Raw genomic sequence first — 22,329 nt, 5'->3', positions numbered from 1 at the left:
ATTCCTATTAGTTAAAGTTTAATTATCCTATAACTTGTGAAAAACTTAAATTTAGCAGTATGCTTACAAACAAATGTATATGATTATTGCATTATCTGTGTCTTATTAGGCATTATTTAATATTTTTTGTATTCATATAATATTTACATATTTACTTTTATTTTCCATATAAAGAAAAAAAGAATTGAATTAATTAAAACTATAAATCAATTCAATTCCTTATGCTTTTTAAAATTCTCTATTCCTTAATTTTAAATAATTTCTTTGAAAAAATTATAAAACAAATTATAGTTGATATTGCTGCTAGTATATCTGCAACTGGTTCTGCCATTAGTACCCCTCTTAATTTATCTTCAAAAAACATAGGTAATATAAAAATAAGCGGTATTAATAAAATAACTTTTCTAAGCAGAGCTAATATAAGTGATATTTTAGCTTGACCTAAAGCAAGAAATGTTTGTTGGCACGCTATTTGTGCACCAAAAATTATAATTCCAGCAAAAAATATTCTCATACTCCATGATGTCATTTCTATTAATTTAGGATCACTGTTAAATAACTTTACAAATCCTTGTGGAGATACCATTATAAGCACCCACATAATAACGGTATAAGATAAACAACTTATAAGAAGCAATTTAAATGTTTTTTTAACTCTATTAACATTTTTTGCTCCATAGTTATAACTTATAATTGGTTGAGCACCTTGAGATAGTCCCATAAGTGGTAATAGTATTATTTGCATAATACTACTCATTATAGTCATAGCTCCAACTGCTAAATCCCCACCATAAAGTGAAAGTTGGTTATTTTGAGATATTAAAACTAAACTTTCAGTAGCTTGCATTATAAATGGAGATACTCCAAGGGCCATTATTGATAATACTATTTTTGCATTTGGAATTAAATATTTATTTCTTATCTTAAGTATACTCTTTTTACCAAATAAGAAATACAACACCCATGCTGCTGATACTGTTTGAGATAGTATTGTAGCTAAAGCTGCCCCTTTCACTCCCATATCAAATCCAAAAATTAAAATAGGATCAAGAACTATGTTTATAACAGCTCCTATCATTACAGTAGTCATACCTACTTTAGCAAATCCTTGAGTATTAATAAATGAATTCATTCCAAGAGCTATTTGAACTGCTATAGTTCCTACAAGATATATCCCTAAATAATCATTAGCAAATCCTATTGTAGCTTCACTAGCTCCAAATGCCCAAAGCAATGGTTCTTTGAATATAAAAAATCCTATTGTTAAAGCTATTCCTAATATTATTAAAGTAGAAAAACTATTACTTAATATTTTTTCAGCACCATCATTATCTTTTTCTCCCATTTTAATAGCTGCAATTGGCGCTCCACCCATTCCTATTAATGCACTAAATGCAGATATTATAAGAATTATTGGGAATGCAACTCCGACTCCTGCCATGGCTATGTCTCCATTAGCAATTCTACCTATAAATATTCTATCTACTATGTTATACAAAATATTTACAAGCTGAGCAACAATAGCTGGAAGAGCCAAACTAAAAAGTAATTTTCCTATTGGATCTTTACCTAAGTCTGTAGTTATTTTATCTGTTGTATTTTTATTCATGTTATTCACTCCTATTATCATATAGACTCAAACATTCCCTAACTATGTTTAGCATCTTAATACATAATGTTACTACAATATGTACATAATGTTAAGACACCTTGATACGTAAATTTATATTTCTACAAACTTACTGGTATTGGAATTGCCTAAAAATCATCTATAATATAGTGAAAATATTGTGAAATACATCTTTCAATATTTACTTTCATCATACCTTATTGTCTACAATTTAGCCTTTAAATTAAAATCTATGTTACGAAAATAACTTTGCTCATCTTTGGTACCTAAAAGTTCCCAAAAAATTTTATGCTTTCTCGCTTCATTATTGAATTCAATTTCAATGTTTTTATTTTTCTTTCTCATATCTCTTAACAAAATATTTAAATTATACTTTTTCCAAAACTTATAGTCATAATCAATTTTATCTAATACTCTATCTGAATTAAGAATTTCAATTTCCGGACCGCTAAGATCTCTTTCTATATTTCTTATTGTATTAGAATTCTTCCCTGGATCTAATATAACAAAATATCCATAATCTAAATCACTTCTAATCAATCTTCCATATATCTGTTTCATTTTTATACATAGTTGAGGATAATTAACTTCTTGGTATCTCTTACTTTGATATGTTGTTATAGCTTTTAATATTGGGTAATCTATACTATAATTGGGTAATTTATCTAACATCACACATGTAAGTCCCTCTCCAGCTATGTCTATTCCTTCAAAGAATCCCTTTCCCCCTAATACTATAACACTTCTATTTTTATCATTTAGAGATGAAATAGCTTTTCTATTTACATGAACTTCTATCTTTGTTCCACTAGTTAATAATTGCAATTCATCAAAAACTTCTTGTTTTCTATTGTTACTATTAAATAAAACAAGTATATGTCCATTTAACTTTTTAGCAGTATTAAATATAAAATATGCCATATTCTTAGTGTAATTTGGACTATCATAAGAACCTATATCATTTAAAGCAAATATTTTTGTTCTTTGTTTTAAATTAAATGTGGATGGAATTATAAACTCATCAGAATTTTCTTGACCTAAATGTTTCTTTATCTTTTTAAAAGAATTTTCTATTCTTAAAGTTGCTGATAAGAAAGTTGTACTTTTTACTTCTTTAAGCATATGTTCATTTACTAATTCACCAACGTTTAAAGGTATATTTCTAAATGTAAATCCTTTATATTCCATATCTATTTCTAATTCTTTTGCGTAAAATGTACTTTCTTCTAAAAATTTATCTATTATATTAAAGTTATCTTTTAATTTGCCTACATAATCATTCAAACTTCTAAGCTCTTTATCTCCGTTTGTTTCATCTTCTAATGTGATATTTCTTATATAATCATTTAAAACCTTATATATTCCATATATACTTTCTTTTATATTAGATATTGGTAATCTTAAGTCCTTCATTATATCTTTTAATTCATCTTTAGGTAAAAAGAATTCAGTAGTAAAATTATACTTACCATTCGCTAATTCTATACTTCTAAACTCATTTAACAGTATAATTATATTACTATTAATCTCTTCAACTAAAAATCTCAATTTATTTAAATCTATATTTTCTCTATACCCATATTCTGCATTTAATGTCCTAAGTTGAGTATAAATACTTGGATGTCCTTTTTCTATTTGATTTAATAACTCTATGAATTCATTAGAAATAAACTCTTCACAAAAGAAATCATAGCATTTATCCATTAAATTATGAGCCTCATCAATTATTAAGTGGTTTATCTTTTTCTTTTCAGAATATGGATAACATGATAATAATGAATGATTAATAACAGTTATATTTTCACTAGGAAGTTCATTATACCTATTTTTTAAATAACATGGTTTAATGCATCTATCCAAATCACAAGATTCATTATCACAATTTATTGCTTTTAAATATTTATCAATTTCAAAATGAATATATGCCCAATAGCTTATATTTTCTATATCTCCATGTTTACCACCATCACATAATCTTCTTAAAAACAATTGAGTTAAACTACTTTCTTTGCTTTCATTAAGTGCATCACATTTATTTAATCTATCTATGCAAATATAATTTGCTTTTCCTTTCATAGCTCCATAGTTCAATTTTTTGTCTAATCCAAGTTTTTTAAGTATCATTGGTATATCTTTTTCAATAAGTTGATTTTGAAGTTCTTTGGTATTTGTAGATATAAAATAACTTGCATCTTCTATTTTCTTATTCTTTTTGTTTAAATAAGCTTTAGTTGCTGCTATAAGAAGATATGCAAATGTTTTTCCACTTCCAGTTGGTGCTTCTATAAATATTCTTTTTTCATTTTCTATATTTTCTCTTATCTTATTTGAAAAGTTCTTTTGATCTTCCCTATATTGGTAGCCAAAATCACCGCCATTATTCCATATTTCTTCATTAACTAATAGATCTTCATACTTTTCATAATCTATTGGTAGTCTTTTTAGCTTAACATCTTGCCTTTTATTTTCTTCATAACTTACATAAGGATAATCCTCTATATTAAATAATATTGGCTTCAATAAATATTCTTTCCATTCCCAATGTTTTAAAAATTCATAGTCTTTATCTATAATATTATATAGTGATTTATTTTTCTTTTTACTTTCTTCTCTAATCCACTCTCTACATAAAAGTGAGTTTACCACTTTTAAAGTATCAATTGAATCTTCAAGACCTCTATGAAATTCATCTTTATCTAAAATAGTGATACTCTTTATTAAAGAATCTAAATTATACTCTTTTCTCCAAGGTTCAAGTATTGCTGAAAGTTCCATAGAATCAAATATTTCATTTTTTATCTCAGGAATATGATAAGAGAGAAATTTTCTTTCAAAGCCTCTATTATGGCAGATAAGTGGCAAATCTTCTAAAAAAACTAACAACTCCTTCTTTATATCTTCTAAGTACTTTGAGTTCATCAGCTCTTCCTCTTTTAACCCCTGACAAAGTTTATAAATGCTTACAGGAACATTTCCCTTAGGTCTTATTAGTACCTCATATGTAGTTACACTTGAATTTTTTATTTTAACTGCACCAATTTCGATTATTTCACAGTTGTTTTCGTCTAATCCTGTTGTTTCAATATCTAGATATATAACATTATCTAAAATGCTTTTTAATTGTTCCATAATATACTATTAACTCCTAGTATTTAAATAATTTAAATATGTGTTTTTTAATAAATCTAATAAAATTATATCATAATACAATTCTTCACTAAATCTATTCCTAATCTTAAATATTATTAGCTTTATAAGCTTTAATAATTCTATACTTTTCTTATACAATAAAAAAGTTCCAGACATAATAAATTTATTATATCTGGAACTCTCCAAATAATTTACTAAATCACTTTTTGCATCAAGTATTATAAATAAATATTTATAATTATTATACTTACATATAACTATATTCTTGATATTTAGTGTGATTTAGCTTCATTATTTTTGAAAGGAATTAAGTTTAAAACTTATGTTTGTAATATAGATGTTTTCTTATTACTTTGAACAAGAACACCATTGATTATTTGTAGCAGTTTTTTCATGTTTTTCAAATGGTTCTTTAATATCATAATTTTTAGGTACTGATGACCAGTTATTACAAGTGGCGCTTTTTCCTGATGTATCATTCACTGTTTCTTTAGTCAATGGTGTTTCCTTTTCATGGCATGAACATCCATTACAAGTCTTAAGGTTACTGTTATCATGATGACCACAACTTCCGTTTTCATTACTCATAACAAACACTTCCTTCCTACACATATAGCTTGTGTAAAAATTAAGTTTTTATGCTTTTTTATTCTGGAAATTCACACCATTTACTACTTAATTTTACTTGGTATGTGTATACTTTTCTCCTGTACTATCATTAAATCCTTTAACATGATAATGTTCAGTTAAAGGATTAGACGCTATATTTGACATTTGATTTTCTGTAACCATTCCAAGGTCGTGATATCCTTCCCCATTATAACGATTAACATTTTTTTCTTCTTCACTACAAGATCTTTTAGGTGTATACATCTTAAACACTTCCCTTCTACACTAATATATTGTGTAGAAAAAAAAATTTTATTCACTGCTTGTTCCTAATTCATTTAGTACTTCTAAAAATAAATTATACATTTCTACTTCATCATCTTCTTTGATTAGTACAATAAGTCCATAGAAAGATATCATTAACATATAGCATAGTATTGATATAGTTCCAAGTTTTTTTATATACAGACTAGTATAAGCAAAAACAGCACTTGCCGTTAAGTTAGTTAAAAGAGATGCCTCTATTCCGCAGCCTCCACTTAAATAAGAACCTAGCTTTGTTTTAACATATATCTTTTCCATGCTCATGTTTATATTTTCTGCTTCATACCATTTTTTAACCTTGTCATACATTATATATAAAGTCTTATCTCTATTTTTAGTAAGTTTAAGTAAAATTTTAAAAGTCTTCTTATATTTTTTTGCAATTTTAGGAGTATAAATTTTGTATTCATCAGTATATCTATTTTTCAACTCTTTATTAGTATTAGAATGCAAATATCTTATTTTTATATTGCTCTTATCTTCCAATATACTTTCCTCCAGAATTTTTCAAGAAGATTGTTAAACATTATTCCTAATAATATAAAATATTCTTATATACTTAAAATATTGCAAATGTATTTTTAATTATTATAAGTCTTACTTTATAAATATATTATTTCAGCATGTTTATTATTAAAAATTTAATCTGGTAATCCCACATTTTGCAATCAAATTCTTAAGTTCTTAAATTCTTAAATTCTTAAATTTAAATATTCTTTTATTTTTAGAATTTTCTAAACAAAAAAGAGCCTATTATATTCAACATATAATAGACTATTTTTCATGCTTAAAGTTCTATTTTAAATATGTGTTGATATATACAATAGGTAAAGTGGCATTGTATATATCAACACTCTACTAAAACAGAGCATTTATTTAAAATCTTTTAAAAGTGCAGCAAATGGATTATCATTAAATTCTTCTGCTTCCTTCTTCATTTTTTTCATATAATTATTAACTTCTCTTTTATCTACTTTGCCTTTTTTATCAAATCTCTTTTTGAATTGTGATGCTTTTTCTCTAAAATTACAATTTGTATTTGGACAAACATATATTTGACCTTCACCATGTCCTCTAAGTTCTAATTTCTTCTTACATTCAGGACATCTAGCATTTGTTATTTTAGATACACCTTCTCTGTGACCGCATTCTCTATCTTGGCATACATTCATTACGCCATTTTTGCCCTTAACTTCTAGCATGTATTTTCCACATACAGGACATTTTTTACCAGTCATATTATCGTGAATGTATTTATCATTACTGAATTTAACATCTTGAACTAAAGCTGTTGCATAGTTTCTCATGTTAGAAATAAAATTATGAACATCTTCTTTCCCCTTACTTATATCATCTAGTGTCTTTTCCCACTTAGCTGTAAGAAGAGGTGATTTTAAATCTTTTGGTACTAAATCAATAAGTTGCTTTCCTTTTGATGTTGGATATAAATCTTTACCTCTTTTTTCTATTACGAAAGAATTAAATAACTTTTCTATTATGTCTGCTCTTGTAGCAACAGTACCCAATCCTCCAGTTTGACCTAAAGTCTTTGCTGACTCCTTATCTAGCTGAATATATTTTTGAGGATTTTCCATAGCTGATAAAAGTGTACCTTCATTAAATCTTGCTGGTGGTTTAGTTTGATGATTCTTTATTTCTATAGAATTTATCTTTAACTTATCACCTTTTGATAAATTAGGAAGTACTTGTTCTTTTAATACACCCTCTTCACTTGTTTCTTCAAGATCATCATTTTTATCATAAACCATCTTCCAACCTTTAGATTTTATGACTTTACCTTTAGCTTTAAAACTTTCATTTCCAATCTTAACTTTAATTGAAGTCTGAATATATTCAAAAGGTGGTAATAACACACTTAAAAATCTCTTTATAACTAAATCATAAATATTTTTTTCTTCCTTGCTAAGCATTCCAAGTGATACCTTTTGTTCTGTTGGTATTATAGCGTGGTGATCACTTACCTTTGAATCATCAACAAAGCTTTTACTACCATGTATAGTTCCTTTTAATATTTGATTAGCAGATGATGAATAATTTCCAACAGATATAGCTTTTAATCTTTCTTTAAGCGTTGGAACTATATCTCTTGTTATATATCTTGAATCTGTTCTTGGATAAGTTAATATTTTATAGTTTTCATAAAGTCTTTGCATTATAGATAAAGTTTGTTTAGCTGAATATCCAAATATTCTATTTGCATCTCTTTGAAGTTCAGTTAAATCATATAAAGCAGGTGAATATTGTTTTTTATTGCTTTCGCTTATTTCTGAAACTTCGCCTTCTTTACCCTTTAATCCTGCTATTAATTTCTTTGCTATCTCATTGTCATATATTCTATTATTATTATCATTAGATGACCACTCCATAGCTAAATTATTATTTTTAGCTATTATAGTATAATAATCCTTAGGCTTAAAATTTTTGATGTCCTCTTCTCTTTGAACTATCATAGCAAGTGTTGGTGATTGAACTCTTCCAGCTGATAATTGAGCATTATATTTGCAAGTTAAAGCTCTAGTAACATTAAGTCCTACAATCCAATCTGCTTCTGCTCTTCCTTGGGCTGCTCTATATAAATTTTCATAAGCAGAACCTGGTTTTAAATTTCTAAAACCATCTAAAATTGCTTTATCCGTTTGAGATGAAATCCATAGTCTTTTTATTGGCTTTTTAACTCCAACCTTGTCTATAATCCATCTAGCAACTAATTCTCCTTCTCTTCCTGAATCTGTTGCAATTACTATCTCAGTTATATCATTTCTAAGCATTTGTTTTTTCACTTCATAAAATTGCTTAGAAGTTTTCTTTATAACACATAACTTCATATTTTTAGGAAGCATTGGAAGAGTTTCCATACTCCATTTTTTATATTTATCTCCATATCCTTCTGGATCTAGTAATGTAACTAAATGACCTAATGCCCAAGTTACTACATAATTATTTCCTTCTATATAAGAACCTTTATTTTGATTACATTTTAATACCTTAGCTAAATCTCTTCCTACTGATGGTTTTTCAGCTAATACAAGAATTTTACTCATTATTTTCTTCCTCTCTCAAAAGAACTCTATTAAAATCTAATTTATAATATAAATTTTAATAGAGCTCTATTTTTGTGTTGTATAATTTAATTATATCATAAAGTTATATGTGATATTATGATCTATAAACTTTAGTATATATCTTTCATAATGTTTCTTTATAAAATTTATAAATTATTATTTTATCTTATTCACTATCCAATAGATAATACAGATTTTTATAAACCACGAGCTCATGTGATAATATTCTTACTCACTTAAACCTACTTAAATTTAAAGAATCTTTTGAACTCTTCCGACTACATTATCTTCAAGCATAACTTTAATTCCTCTATGATGATTAGAAGAATTAGTAAGAATTCTCTTAACTATTCCTTCAGTTAACTTTCCTGTACGTTGATCCTCTTTCTTGACAACTAATACCTTAGAACCTATTTTTATATCACATCTATTTGTTCCATTCATAACAGCATTCTCCTCTAAAATTCTTAATGTCTATTGCAAATTCTAACAGTCTTTTACTATCTGCTATCAACTCAATAAACACTTTATTTAATTGTTTATTTATCAATCTATTTTATTTCTCATTATTTTTACACAAGATATTACACTTAACTTGACAATTCATCATATATAAATTTCACGAATAAATATATTACCTCAACTTAATGTTGTGTAAATGTAAATATTGATGTTATTCTTAATAAATCTAATAATATTACTATATTAATAAATATTATTATTCCACAAAAAGTAAATTCCAATTGACTATTAGTTTTTATTTTACCTAATGATATTTTCTTTTTACTTAAGGGATAAAACCAAGGTAATCCCCCAATTGTACAACTATCTAAAATTAAATGAGAAACTATTCCTAAGAATAACCCATTAATAAAAATCAGTTGAAGTGTATCTTTAACTGGATATGTCACTATTAAATATAATATTAAATATAATAACGGTGAATGAAAAAGCTTTCTATGACCTGCTAATTTATTTATAACTCTAGATACCGGCTTTGCTTTGTTTCCAATATAACTACTTTTATGATCAATATCCGGTAAAAGACTTCCTAATATAGAACCGCCAACAAATATAGTTACTGGTAATAATTCAATATTGTGCATTTGTGAAGTTATATAAAAACTCGCTAGAATACCTCCATTTATATGAGTTTTATAATTCATTTTTATTCTCCTAATTTTTCTTTGGTTTCTATTAGTATATTGGCTATTATACTACATATTCGCCATATTTCCAAAAAATTAGATATAAAATTGATATTTATTTGCAAACCAAATTAGAATTTACTAAAAAATACACTAAAAAAGCATCTAAACATATAAATTATTTTAGATGCTTCTTAGCTTAATATTTAATTTTTGAAAATTATAATTGAATAAATTCTAATCAGCTTAAATTTAGTTAAATATTTTTGTTACTATGACCTTATTAATTTTCTATCATTGATAATAAATCTTGAACCGCTTTTTTTACCTTGCTAGGTAATTTGTCTAATGCTTTTTCTCTTTTTCTTTCATCTTGTATTTGAGCAATTCTAAGTACTTCTTGTTGAAGTCCAGGTACTCCCTTAAGATCTCCAACTGTTTTATAAAATCTTTGAGCAAATACTGGATCCTGCATTTTTTGTTGAACTTTCATTATCAGCTGATAACCATTCATTTAAAATCCTCCTACTTAAGTTATCATTTCATACTCTTATAGTATTCAGATTTAATATAAATGGTACGAATATTATAAACTTCTTAAATTTCTGTTAAATTCAAATTTTAATCTCATTTCATCATAATTTTCAAGTATTATATCTAATCTTTTAATAAATTCTTCTTTATCTCTTGGTAATTTTCCAGACATTTGTATAAAATTTGATTCATGTTTTGAACTAAACAATGTATTTTCATTAACATTTAAGTTTTTTATCAAAGTTCTTAATTCTACTAATCTTTCCAATTCTGTTGCTTCTTTGAATTTTCCAAGCAAGCAATCTGAATTTAACTTTGTTCCTGACATTAATATTAAAGATAATGGAAAAATCCCCTTACTATTTACTTTATTTAATAATTTTGCTGTATCAGTAGCATTTCTTATTCCTTTACCTGCTCCAGCAACACCAGTCATAACCATACAATAATATCCTATTCCTGCTTCATCTAATTTTCTTAATTGCTCTAAAGCGTCTTTTGAAGCATTTCCTTTATTAATATTTAAAAGAACCTCATCATTTCCACTTTCTAAACCAATATATAAATCATTGATTCCAAGCTTGCGTAATTCTTTTAATTCATCTATAGTCTTTAATTTAATGCTTTTTATTGAAGCATACATAGCTATTGTCTTACATTTAGGTAAATACTTTCTTATTAAAATAGCTATGTTTTTTAATTCTTCTGTATTTAAAATAAATGGATCTCCGTTTAATAAATAAATTCTTGAATCATCTTTATGTAATCTACTTGCTTCTTTTAAGTCCTCTTCTATTTGATTCAAGTCCTCTTTTTGAAATTTTATATTTTTATACATGTTACAATATGCACAGCTATTATGCGAACATCCTGATGTTACTTGTAATAATAAAGTATTTGATTCTATTGGTGGTCTATAAATAATTTTATCGTAATTCATAAAAAATACCTCTACTATTATAATATTATTCTAATTTACACTAGATAAACATTATTTGTAATCATAATGTTTAATCAATTATTAAACATTTTATCCATAATTTATCTAATTTAAACACTTTGTAACTATTCCGTTTTTAAATAAATTTAAGTCATGGAACAATGGTTAATTTTAATAACAAATGCCATAATGCTCTAGAATTTATTGAAAGCAATATAAAGAATTTTCTTTAACTAATAAGTTAGTTAAATCTTTGCACATATCTTTTAATAAATTATCACTAAATTTATACAGATTTAATTTTTTGTAATATATATGCAAAACCTTGCATGTGTTGTATAATTATGTCGAAAATATAAAAAGGGGGTTCAGAATATAATGAATAATCTTAAGATAAGATTTAAACTAATAATTCTATCATTAATAGCATTAATATTAATTAGTATTATGAGTGGAATCGGATATTATTATATTGCGAAGTCAAATAAAAGCATGGCAGAAATGTATAAACAAAACTTATTAAGTATTGAATGGTTAAATGATAACAGAAATCAAGCTAGAGCTATAGAATCAGATTTATATTACATACTATTAAATATAGAAGACAAAGATACGCAGAACGAAAAATTAAAGGACATTCAAACTAGACAAGAAACTTTTAACACAAATTGGACAAAATTTAAACAAATAGCTAATGAACAATATGCACTAGATAGAATTCCTATTGTTGAAAGTAATCTTAAAAATTTCACAAAAGGAATGAATTCTGCAGTTAAACTAGCAATGGATGGAAAACAGAATGAAGCTCTTGAGGAATTTAAAACTGTTGAAAATAATCAATCTGAATTTCAAACAAACTTAAAAGAAATTGCTATATATAATTCTCAATTAGCAAATAGTCTAAATAATCAAAATAATGAAGATTTTAATCTTTCTAAAAAATTATTTGGAGTAATATTTTTTATTATCGTATGCCTTGGTTATGTAGTAACTTTTACAATTTCAAGATCTATCTCAGTTCCATTAACTACTGCTGTAAATCATTTAAAGCGTGTATCCACAGGGGATTTCACAATTACTCTTCCTGAGAAGTTCATGAGAAGAAAAGATGAAATAGGTGAAATTTCAAATGCAATAACTGGTATGCAAAACTCATTGAAACTTTTGATTGGAAATGTAAAAGGTGAATCTGACAGTATTAAAACTATAGTAAACACTATTTCAGAAAATATAAATAATTTAAATGAAAATATAGAAGATGTATCCTCAACTACAGAAGAATTATCAGCAGGAATGGAAGAAACTGCTGCATCAGCACAAGAAATTAATGCAACAGCAGATGAGATAGAAAAAGCTGTTGACTCTATATCAAAAAAAGCTCAAGAAGGTGCTATAGAAGCTTCTGAAATAAATAAAAGGGCAATAACTACTAAACTCAATGTTAATAATTCACAAGAAAAAAGTATAAATATCTTTTCACAAACTAAATATAAATTACAAACAGCAATAGAAAATTCACAAGTAGTACAACAAATTACTGTATTATCAGAATCAATAATGCAGATATCAACTCAAACAAATCTTTTAGCATTAAACGCTGCAATTGAAGCTGCACGTGCTGGAGAAGCTGGACGTGGTTTTGCAGTGGTTGCAGATGAGATAAGAACACTTGCAGAAGAATGTAAAAATACAGTTATTGAAATACAAAATATAACTCAAAAAGTTGTAGTATCAGTTGATGATTTATCATCTAGTTCTAATGAATTATTAAATTTTGTTTCTGAAGATGTACAAAGTGATTATAATACAATGTTAAATATAGCAGATCAATATAGTACAGATGCAGAATTTGTAAGTAATCTTGTACTAGAATTCAGCTCTACTTCTCAGGAACTTTTAGCTTCACTCCAACAAGTAACAGAAACAATTGGACATGTATCTATGGCTTCAAATGAAGGAGCAGACGGAACTTCAAATATTGCTGAAAAAGTATCAAATATAAATGAAAAATCTAATACAATTATGGAAGAAGTACTGAAATCCAAAGAAAGTGTAGAAGAATTAAATAACCAAATATCTAAATTTAAAATTTAATATAAAAGTTGTTAATGAGATAAAAGTGATATCTAGTATTATAAAAATCTAGATATCACTTTTATAATTGCTAATTTTATTTTTATATAGTTTACACAGAGTTAATATACTTATCAACAAATTTCTTTATAGTATTCCAATATAAATCTGGATTAACTTTATGAGCCTTACAATGCCCTGCTTCTTTTACTATTAATATTTCTTTTTCACATTTCGCTGCATTATATACCTTATCTAGCATAAAATATGGTACAAATTTATCTTCCTCTCCATGAATAAATAATATGGGGGTCTTTGATTTACTAACTTGTTTTATAGCTGAAGCTTCTTTTAAAAAATATCCTGATTTCATTTTAGTAATAACGCTTGCTGCATACATTATTGGAAATTTAGGTAATTTAAACATACTTTTTAATTGATATGAAAATTCATCCCAAGCTGATGTGTAACCACAATCTTCTATGATAGCCTTAACATTACTTGGAAGATTTTCACCTGATGTCATCATAACAGTACTTGCACCCATAGAAATACCATATAATAAAATTTCAGATTCTTTATCTTTATTTACTATATAATTAATCCATTCAATAATATCTTTTCTATCGTGCCATCCCATACCAATATAATTCCCCTCACTTTTACCATGACCTCTCAAATCTGGTATTACTATATTATAACCCATTTCATAAAATGCCTTTGCTCTACTTCCCATTCTCATACCCTCACCAGTATATCCATGAACCATAACAACCCACTTTTGTGAATTATTAGTATACAAGATTTGATATCCATGAAGATTTAAATCATCAAATGACTTTATATATATATCATTATACTTTGATGTATTTAATATCCATTCTCTATCTTCTTCTCTATCCTCTCCGCTAGTTTCATCTTTCTTTACTACTTCACTTCCAAAGTTTTTATTGCTATCAAATACTTTATCTTTTGATATATTGGGATTAAGTGAAAAATTATAAAAATAGTTTCCTGCAAATATAAGTAAAATTATAATTATTAATAATGCAATACATATTGTTAGTATTATCTTATCTTCCATTATTATCTTTATCTCCTATTATTTAATTTATATAAATTATATACACCATACTCTTAAAACAATCATTTATTTCTTACTTTTTCATCATATAGTTATATATTATCATATTTTCAACAGACTGTCTGAAAATAAAGATTATAAAAATCAAAGTCTAATTCCACCTTATACTACAATATCAATGTTCCATTAATATATAATACAAGAAGAAAAGACTATCTCAAATATACAAATATATTTTTTGAGATAGTCTTTTTATATATCAAATTCCTAAATCTACAGACCTATATAAAATTAATATTTTAAATAATACTAACCTTATAAGTTTTAAGCTTTTTTCAAATTAACTACTACCTTAAATAAATCTCCATCAATACTAATAGTAAACTGTCCACCTTGTAATTCAACTAAACTTTTTGCTATTGATAATCCAAGACCTGATCCTTCAGTTGTTCTTGAACTATCACCTCTTTTAAATCTCTCTAGTATTTCTTCTTCAGTAAAATCAACTTGATATTCTGATATATTTTTAAATACTATTGATATATATTCATTCTCTTCAAATACTTCAATATATACTCTAGAGTTCTTCATAGAATACTTAAGTATATTAGATATTAAATTTTGGAATACCCTAAAAGTCTTTTTTCCATCAGCGTATATAGAAAGTTTTCCTTCAGGTATATTCTTTATAAATTGTAAATTAGATTTTTCTATTTCATTTTCAAATTCTCCTATAGTTTGTCTAATAAGGGCTACCGGATCTAAGTTCTCCATATCTAACTCTAAAGTTCCAGATGCTGCTTTTGAAGCTTCAAATAAATCTTCAATTAAAACCTTTAGTCTTAGTGATCTTTCCTTAAGAATTTCTAAATACCTTTTTTTATCTTCTTCTGAAATATTCTCTCTATCTAATAAATCTATATAATTAATTATAGAAGTTAGTGGAGTCTTTAAATCATGGGATACATTAGTAATTAATTCTCCCTTCATTTTTTCACTCTTAACTGCCTTATCTATAGCCTTGTCTAACCCATCTTCTATATTCATAACATTGTTTGCTATATCCTTAAGAATTACTGCTCCTTTTACATCAATTTTATTATTATAATTTCCCTTTAAGATATTATCTGTACCAATTTTTATTCTATTGATATTCCTTGCAACGGAAAGAAAATATATTATTATACATATGGTAAAAATGATGCTAGGTATTAATCTCATAACCTCATATGGCTCCATGTAAGGCCACCATTCAATATACCCCATCCAATATGCTTGTATAAACACTACGATAACATAAGTAATAAATACTATTATTGAAATTATAAGTCTTGAAGAAGTTGATTTTATTAAAAAGCTTTCTTTTATTAGCTCTTTCATTTTTAAAAGTATTTTATAAAGTAATGATTTTTCATAAATATAATTTTTTATATTTATTTCTTTATTTAATAAATATAGATTTCTTATGTCTGATACCACTAAATATATTGATATAATCTCTACTATAATAAAGGTATATAAATTACCCCAGTATACCATATTGTTCCAATATACTGCATCATATAAAAATCTTAAACATATTATAAGTAATGCAAAAACTAAACACCTTATTTCAATAAATAAATTCTTGTAAAGTCTTATTATAAAATTATTCTTTAATATCAAACATAATTTTTGTTTATACTTCCTTATTAAAAGAATTATTATAAAAACATCTAATAAAGTTAAAATTAGAAAAGCATATCCCTTAAAATTTTCTTTATTTTTTTCATTAATTGCATTGGCTATTTCATCACCACTTTTTAATGGGTTCGATATCCTAACAATAACTTGTTTATTATTATAAAGATTCTGTATTCCATAATAATTATGTGTTCCATTAATGGATTCTTTTAAACTGTTTGAAACATTAATTTCTTCTGGAACTTTATAATTAATATTTAAAAACATAATATAATACTTATAATTGCTTTGAGTTTCATTTATAATATCATTTTTTGATTTACCTTTAATATTTGTTATAGGTTCTTCTTCTTCATTCTTTTCTATATAATATTCTACATTTCTATACTCTGCAAGATATTGATATTTGTCTTCTAAGTAATCTTGTATACTTTTTATACCCTCTTCTCTATATGCTTCATCACCTTGTTTAAGCTTTTCCTCTAATTTATTGCGTCTATCTACCATTTCATTATAATATTCATTGTGTTCTAGAAATTTAAGCTTTTCCTCATCACTTTCAGGTAAATTATTGTTTTCTTCATTATCACTCATAAAATTTTTAATTTCATTTGTAACATCATTCAAACTACCTCTATCAACATTCTCTAAGTATTTTATTTGATTTTGTATAGCTTCTTCTTTTAGACTTCCATCTGATTCATTAACATAATAATTCATGTCCCTTGCTGAGAAACATACATCATTCATAACATCTACTAAAAATTGTTCAACCTTCGTATTATTTTGAGCTCTAATAAATTTATTGGATGAGCTCATAAAAATAGGTAAAATCATAATACATAAGAGTAAAATCAATAAATTAGTATGTCTGATTTTTTTGTTATTTTTCAATTTTGTATCCAATTCCCCACACCACCTTTAAATATCTTGGTTCTTTAGGATTTATTTCTATCTTTTCTCTTATCCTTCTTATATGAACGGTAACTGTATCCACATTGTTAAAGACCGGTTCATTCCAAACTCTTTCATAAATTTCTTCAATGGAAAAAACCCTATTTGGATTATCCATAAGAAGAGTCAAAATCTTAAATTCTAATGGAGTTAATCGTACATTTTCACCATCTACAAATACTTCTTTACTCTCCTTGTTTAGTTCTATCCCTCCTACTGTAATCACATTGTTATTTTCTTTTAAAGGAGAAAACTTAGTATACCTTCTTATTTGAGAGTTAACTCTTGCTATAAGTTCTAGTGGATTAAATGGCTTAGTTATATAATCATCTGCCCCTAAGTTTAAACCTAATATCTTATCAGTATCTTCAGATTTAGCTGAAAGCATTATTATCGGAATCTGTTTTTCTTCTCTTATCTTAATAGTAGTTCTAGTCCCATTCATATTCGGCATCATTATATCTAATATAACAAGATGTATATCTTGCTGATCTATAACTTCTAATGCTTGTATACCATCATAAGCTTTGAAAATTTTATACCCTTCGTTAACTAAATATACCTCTATTGCTTCAGTTATTGCCTTATCATCATCAACAACTAAAATATTGTAATTTTTCATTTGATCCTCCTTAATGATTTAAAATTCATGTTAATTTTACCATATTTTATTAGTTGATAGAAAATCTAATCCCTTTAGGCTTTTAAATATGCCTTATCTTTATAATAAAAGTAAAATATTACAAAACCCTCATTGAAATTCTTAAGAATTTCGAAAGAAAAAACTGACTTAAAATTATATCTAAATAATTTTAAGTCAGTTTATAGGATTTTTAATTAGTTATATATCACTCTAAAATGTTTCATCTGTATGTTTAGGATATTTTTTTACGGTTTCTATTGCTTTAGAAACCTCTATTACTATATCAGTCTCAAATTGCTGATACATCCCACTTATTTTAGCCATTATTTCACCTTTATTTGTTGATACATAATATGGTTTTAAATTATTAAGGGCAAGTGCAAAAATATCTTTTTTGCATTTATCACATTTGCACATATCATTTTCAATTAATAACTTTTCCATACATTCTTTTACCCATATTTCCATATAATTTATTGCTTTTTCCATAATAACCTCACATCTTCCTTATAAATTTATTTTTTCTTTTACAATATCTATAAGGATTTCTTTACTATTTAAGTCTGGATTTATAATTACTAATTCTAATAATTCATTTAACATTTCACCAATGTTCTTTCCTTTTTCAAGACCTAAACTTATCAAATCCTCACCATTTATATTTAAATTCTTTAAGTTAAAACATTCATTATTAAAAATTACATCTTTAAGATTTTCTCTAATATATAACAGCTTTGATAACCTTTCTTCCTTATATGATGGATTTTGAGATAATATTTCAGCTTCTTTTACTTTTAACAAATCTTCAAACAAATCTAAGTTAATTAAATTTAATATTTGTTTTATTTCTAATTTTGTATTTAAAGAATTATTCATATACCTTATCAAAGTTGTAACTTTATTTACTGTATAATTATCATATTTAAATTCTTTTAAAAACTTTTTAACTTGTAAAATAGTATACTCCATATCTTCATTGTTTATTTTAATTAAATTATGAAATAACATAGTTAATTTTAAATATAGTTTTTTTTCTATTGCTTCAGTAGCCATAATTGTATGAGCATATAAATTATCATTATAATATATATTATCAATTTTGAAGTCATAAAACTTAATTATTTCTGGAACAATATACTCAATTAGGCCCGTTTCTCTTAAAACATCAATACCTTTTGTATTACTCAAAAGTATCTTATTAAATTCTTCTCTAATTCTTTCTTTGGATATGTTTTTTATACTATCTCTTAAGTTTTTTATTGAATTTAATGTCTCATTTGAAATACTAAAATTTAATTGTGATGAAAATCTTATAGCTCTTAACATTCTTAACGCGTCTTCAGAAAATCTTTTTTCTGAATTACCTACTGTTTTTATAACTTTTTTCTTTAAATCACCTACTCCTTCAAAATAATCTATTAATCCATCTACTTTATTATATGCCATAGCATTAATTGTGAAATCTCTTCTTGCTAAATCTTCTTTTAAATTTGATACAAAATTTACTTTTTTAGGATGTCTACTATCTTCATATTCTCCATCCATTCTATATGTAGTCACTTCATAACCTTCTGAATTTATAAGTACAGTTACTGTGCCATGTTTAACCCCTGTTAATATAACTTTATCAAACAATTTTATAACTTCTTCGGGTCTTGCTTTAGTTGTTATATCCCAGTCTTTAGGAATATTATTAAGTATACTATCTCGTACACATCCACCAACTATATAAGCTTCATGACCATTTTTCTTTAGAGTTTCAAGAATAAATCTAACATCATCTGGAATATTAATGTTAAAATTCATATTTAAAATCCTTTCTCAAATATCTCGTGTACCATACAACAAGATATTGTATTTTTATTATTATATACTACCATTAAGTCTCAAAATATCAAAATTTATAAAACAAAAACCTTAAGGAAATAAGTTTAATAATTTCCTTAAGGCTTTTCAAATAATTATTAATCATCAGCTACATTTCTATTATTATAAGAATACACATTGTAATCTTTCCATATTTGTTCTAAACTACCAAACGTAGTTGAAATACGATCTTTTTCTCTCATTCCAACTGCAATAACCAATGCATTTATTACAGATAAAGGAGCTACTAATGAATCAACAAATGATGCCATATTACTTTGAGCAATTAAAGCATAATCTGCTTTAGAAGCTAAAGGTGATAATAAACTATCTGTTAATGCTACTACTTTTGCTTTTCTGTCTTGTGCAAAAGCTAATACGTCTATAGTTTTAGCAGCATATCTTGGAAATCCTATTCCAATAACTAAGTCATCTTCGCCTATATTTATCATTTGTTCAAAAATATCTGAAATTCCATAGCTTACAATTCTTACATTTTGAAGAATTACATTTAAATAAAAACCTAAAAATTCTGCCAGTGCAGTTGAACTTCTAAGACCTATGATATATATCCTTTTTGCTTCAAATATACTTTGTACAACATTTTCAAAAACATTTTGGTTTATCTTCTCTAATGTTGCTCTGATATTTTCCATATCAGCTTTAAGTACACCCTTTAATGCATCTCCATCACTATAGTAGTCATTTTGAAGTTCTATTCTTTGAACAGTTGTAAGTTTGTTTTTTATAAGTTCTTGTAATGCTTTTTGTAACTTAGGATATCCTGAGAATCCTAATTCATTTGCAAATCTTACAACAGTTGATTCTGATACCCCAACTGAAGTTCCAAGCCTTGCTGCCGTCATAAATGCAGCTTTATCATAGTTCTTTAATATGTATTCTGCAATTAATTTTTGACCTTTGCTTAATCTTGAAAATTTAATTTGAATGAGTCTCATTAAATCTTTAGTATTTTCATTATTATCATTATTTATATCATTCATGTTTTTTTATCACCCTATCGTTCACAATATTGAATAATATTCATTTAAATTCTATCATCTTACAATCATATATTCAAGGAATATTGAAATATTAAGAATAAAAACTCTTAATTTGCAAGTTATTACTGAAAATCATTCATTTATATCAGCAAATTTATTAAAACAACATGATTTTATAAGTTTCTTATATAATTTAACTCCTCAATAGTTAATTCTCTCCACGCACCTTTTTTTAGATATTTTAATTGTATTTCTCCTATTGACACTCTGTTTAGTGATAATACTTCATGATTTATAGCTGTACACATTTTTCTTATTTGTCTATTTTTCCCTTCATGAATACATACTTCAACTGTAGATTTTCCATTTTCATAACTTAAAACCTCTAGACTCGCTGGTGCTGTTACATAGCCTCCAATATCGATTCCTTTATTAAAAGTATCTATGTCCTTTTTTGACACTTCACCTTTAACTACTGCTATGTATTTCTTATTTAGTTCTTCTCTTGGGTGAATTATTTTATTATATATGTCTCCATCATTTGTTAATAAAATAAGCCCTGAACTATCATAATCTAATCTTCCAATAGGATATATTCTTTCACTCACTTTAACTAAGTCTAAAACTGTTTTACGTCCCTTTTCATCCTTTGCAGAAGTTATATATCCTTCAGGTTTATTAAGAATTATGTAAACTTTATTTTCTTCCTTAGTTATTAAGCTACCTTTGTATTCAACTCTATCTTCTACAGAATTTACTCTAGTTCCAAGTTCTGTTACAACTACTCCATTAACTTTAACTTCTCCATTTAATATTATCTCTTCGCATTTTCTTCTTGAAGCTACGCCACAACTTGCCATATATTTTTGTAATCTTTCTTCCATAATACTAATCAACTCCATAAAATAAACATTTATTTAAGTAACACTTAGTTTTTAATAAATCTATACTAAGTGAAATTATCTTAAATACATATAAATTAATTTTTTATATTGCATTAATAAATATACCATAATTTTTATATTAATTGATATTAAAATTATAATTATAAATAATAAACCTAAGTTTCTTAATACTTTCCTCTCAAGAAGAATAGAAATTAGCATAAGAAACTGGTTTATTATTTTAATAGATTACATGCAAATAGAGGCTATATTGCCTCTATTCACATAATAAAGTGACTTTGCAATCTGCGTCACTGTTATTCTATTTGTCTAAAAATCGGAAATTACCAGCATCCTCCGCCAAAGCCTCCACAGCCTCCGCCAAATCCGCCTCCGCCAAATCCGCCAAATCCAAATAGAATTAATATTATCCAGATCCATCCGAATCCACCGAAGCCTCCGCCGAATCCGCCTCCGCCGCCATTATTGCAGCATGGATTGCAACATGGGTTACAGCATGGATTGCAACATGGGTTACAGCATGGGTTACAGCATGGTTTACAACATGGTTTGCAACAGCATTCGCATTTACAACAATCACAAGATTTCTTTGACATGTTTACCAACTCCTATTCTTTCGTTTAGTATATATTATTCAAACTTTAAATTTTGTGTTCTATTGTTTAAAAATAATTTTTCATACTAGTTACTAGATGTTAT

General features: G+C 26.1%; 19 protein-coding genes. 1 reads left to right on the top strand and 18 read right to left on the bottom strand.

Features of this window, described 5'->3' with window-relative positions; all coding sequences use genetic code 11:
* Window positions 1-238 precede the first annotated feature (238 nt).
* The 10 genes from NG918_RS06220 to NG918_RS06175 form a co-directional block, all read right to left on the bottom strand.
* A complete protein-coding gene (locus NG918_RS06220) occupies window positions 239-1,609 on the bottom strand; it encodes an MATE family efflux transporter (protein WP_252212369.1) in 1,371 nt (456 codons plus the stop codon).
* A 225-nt stretch (window positions 1,610-1,834) separates the two neighbouring features.
* Window positions 1,835-4,759 carry a helicase C-terminal domain-containing protein gene (locus NG918_RS06215; protein WP_252225349.1) on the bottom strand — a complete coding sequence of 975 codons (2,925 nt, stop codon included), beginning with the start codon at window positions 4,757-4,759 and terminating at the stop codon, window positions 1,835-1,837.
* Window positions 4,760-5,128: 369 nt separating this feature from the next.
* The gene (locus NG918_RS06210) at window positions 5,129-5,368 is read right to left on the bottom strand and encodes a hypothetical protein (RefSeq protein ID WP_252212371.1); all 240 of its coding nucleotides are present in this window, start codon (window positions 5,366-5,368) and stop codon (window positions 5,129-5,131) included.
* A gap of 93 nt (window positions 5,369-5,461) precedes the next feature.
* Window positions 5,462-5,653: a hypothetical protein gene (locus NG918_RS06205; RefSeq protein ID WP_252212372.1), complete on the bottom strand. Its 192-nt coding sequence runs from the start codon at window positions 5,651-5,653 to the stop codon at window positions 5,462-5,464.
* A gap of 48 nt (window positions 5,654-5,701) precedes the next feature.
* Window positions 5,702-6,199, bottom strand: a complete 498-nt coding sequence (locus NG918_RS06200) for a hypothetical protein (RefSeq protein WP_252212373.1) — start codon at window positions 6,197-6,199, stop codon at window positions 5,702-5,704.
* Between the two features lie 386 nt (window positions 6,200-6,585).
* On the bottom strand, window positions 6,586-8,775 hold the full coding sequence (locus NG918_RS06195; protein WP_252225346.1) for a DNA topoisomerase III: 2,190 nt from the start codon (window positions 8,773-8,775) through the stop codon (window positions 6,586-6,588).
* Window positions 8,776-9,048: 273 nt separating this feature from the next.
* A complete protein-coding gene (locus tag NG918_RS06190) occupies window positions 9,049-9,240 on the bottom strand; it encodes a YwbE family protein (RefSeq protein WP_252212375.1) in 192 nt (63 codons plus the stop codon).
* 200 nt (window positions 9,241-9,440) lie between these two features.
* Window positions 9,441-9,962 (bottom strand): metal-dependent hydrolase, encoded by a 522-nt coding sequence (locus NG918_RS06185; protein ID WP_252212376.1) that lies wholly within the window; start codon window positions 9,960-9,962, stop codon window positions 9,441-9,443.
* Window positions 9,963-10,227: 265 nt separating this feature from the next.
* Window positions 10,228-10,458 carry a hypothetical protein gene (locus tag NG918_RS06180; protein WP_012424825.1) on the bottom strand — a complete coding sequence of 77 codons (231 nt, stop codon included), beginning with the start codon at window positions 10,456-10,458 and terminating at the stop codon, window positions 10,228-10,230.
* A 72-nt stretch (window positions 10,459-10,530) separates the two neighbouring features.
* Window positions 10,531-11,418 (bottom strand): radical SAM protein, encoded by an 888-nt coding sequence (locus NG918_RS06175; RefSeq protein WP_252212377.1) that lies wholly within the window; start codon window positions 11,416-11,418, stop codon window positions 10,531-10,533.
* Window positions 11,419-11,796: 378 nt separating this feature from the next.
* Between NG918_RS06175 and NG918_RS06170 the strand changes: the two genes are divergently transcribed.
* Complete coding sequence (locus NG918_RS06170) at window positions 11,797-13,512, top strand: methyl-accepting chemotaxis protein (RefSeq protein ID WP_252225343.1); 1,716 nt, start codon at window positions 11,797-11,799, stop codon at window positions 13,510-13,512.
* A gap of 91 nt (window positions 13,513-13,603) precedes the next feature.
* Here NG918_RS06170 and NG918_RS06165 read toward each other — a convergent pair whose 3' ends face one another.
* The 8 genes from NG918_RS06165 to NG918_RS06130 all read right to left on the bottom strand — a co-directional run bounded on the left by NG918_RS06165 (window position 13,604) and on the right by NG918_RS06130 (window position 22,226).
* Window positions 13,604-14,575 carry an alpha/beta hydrolase gene (locus NG918_RS06165; RefSeq protein WP_252212379.1) on the bottom strand — a complete coding sequence of 324 codons (972 nt, stop codon included), beginning with the start codon at window positions 14,573-14,575 and terminating at the stop codon, window positions 13,604-13,606.
* A gap of 324 nt (window positions 14,576-14,899) precedes the next feature.
* Window positions 14,900-17,164 carry a sensor histidine kinase gene (locus NG918_RS06160; protein ID WP_252225341.1) on the bottom strand — a complete coding sequence of 755 codons (2,265 nt, stop codon included), beginning with the start codon at window positions 17,162-17,164 and terminating at the stop codon, window positions 14,900-14,902.
* Window positions 17,142-17,834, bottom strand: a complete 693-nt coding sequence (locus tag NG918_RS06155; protein WP_252225339.1) for a response regulator transcription factor — start codon at window positions 17,832-17,834, stop codon at window positions 17,142-17,144. The genes NG918_RS06160 and NG918_RS06155 overlap by 23 nt, the downstream gene beginning before the upstream one ends.
* 231 nt (window positions 17,835-18,065) lie before the next feature.
* On the bottom strand, window positions 18,066-18,344 hold the full coding sequence (locus NG918_RS06150) for a late competence development ComFB family protein (protein ID WP_252212382.1): 279 nt from the start codon (window positions 18,342-18,344) through the stop codon (window positions 18,066-18,068).
* 18 nt (window positions 18,345-18,362) lie between these two features.
* Window positions 18,363-19,661: a CCA tRNA nucleotidyltransferase gene (locus tag NG918_RS06145; protein WP_252225336.1), complete on the bottom strand. Its 1,299-nt coding sequence runs from the start codon at window positions 19,659-19,661 to the stop codon at window positions 18,363-18,365.
* A 158-nt stretch (window positions 19,662-19,819) separates the two neighbouring features.
* The gene (locus NG918_RS06140) at window positions 19,820-20,725 is read right to left on the bottom strand and encodes a MurR/RpiR family transcriptional regulator (RefSeq protein WP_252212386.1); all 906 of its coding nucleotides are present in this window, start codon (window positions 20,723-20,725) and stop codon (window positions 19,820-19,822) included.
* 173 nt (window positions 20,726-20,898) lie between these two features.
* Window positions 20,899-21,609, bottom strand: coding sequence for a pseudouridine synthase (locus NG918_RS06135; RefSeq protein WP_252225333.1), 711 nt, complete (start codon window positions 21,607-21,609; stop codon window positions 20,899-20,901).
* 344 nt (window positions 21,610-21,953) lie between these two features.
* Window positions 21,954-22,226, bottom strand: coding sequence for a hypothetical protein (locus tag NG918_RS06130; RefSeq protein WP_252212388.1), 273 nt, complete (start codon window positions 22,224-22,226; stop codon window positions 21,954-21,956).
* Window positions 22,227-22,329: the final 103 nt, after the last annotated feature.

This window comes from Clostridium sp. ZBS2 (genome assembly GCF_023845855.1).
Lineage (GTDB): Bacteria > Bacillota > Clostridia > Clostridiales > Clostridiaceae > Clostridium > Clostridium aquiflavi.
Note: the sequence above shows the minus strand (reverse complement) of the source record. Positions and strands in the feature narration are given on the sequence as shown.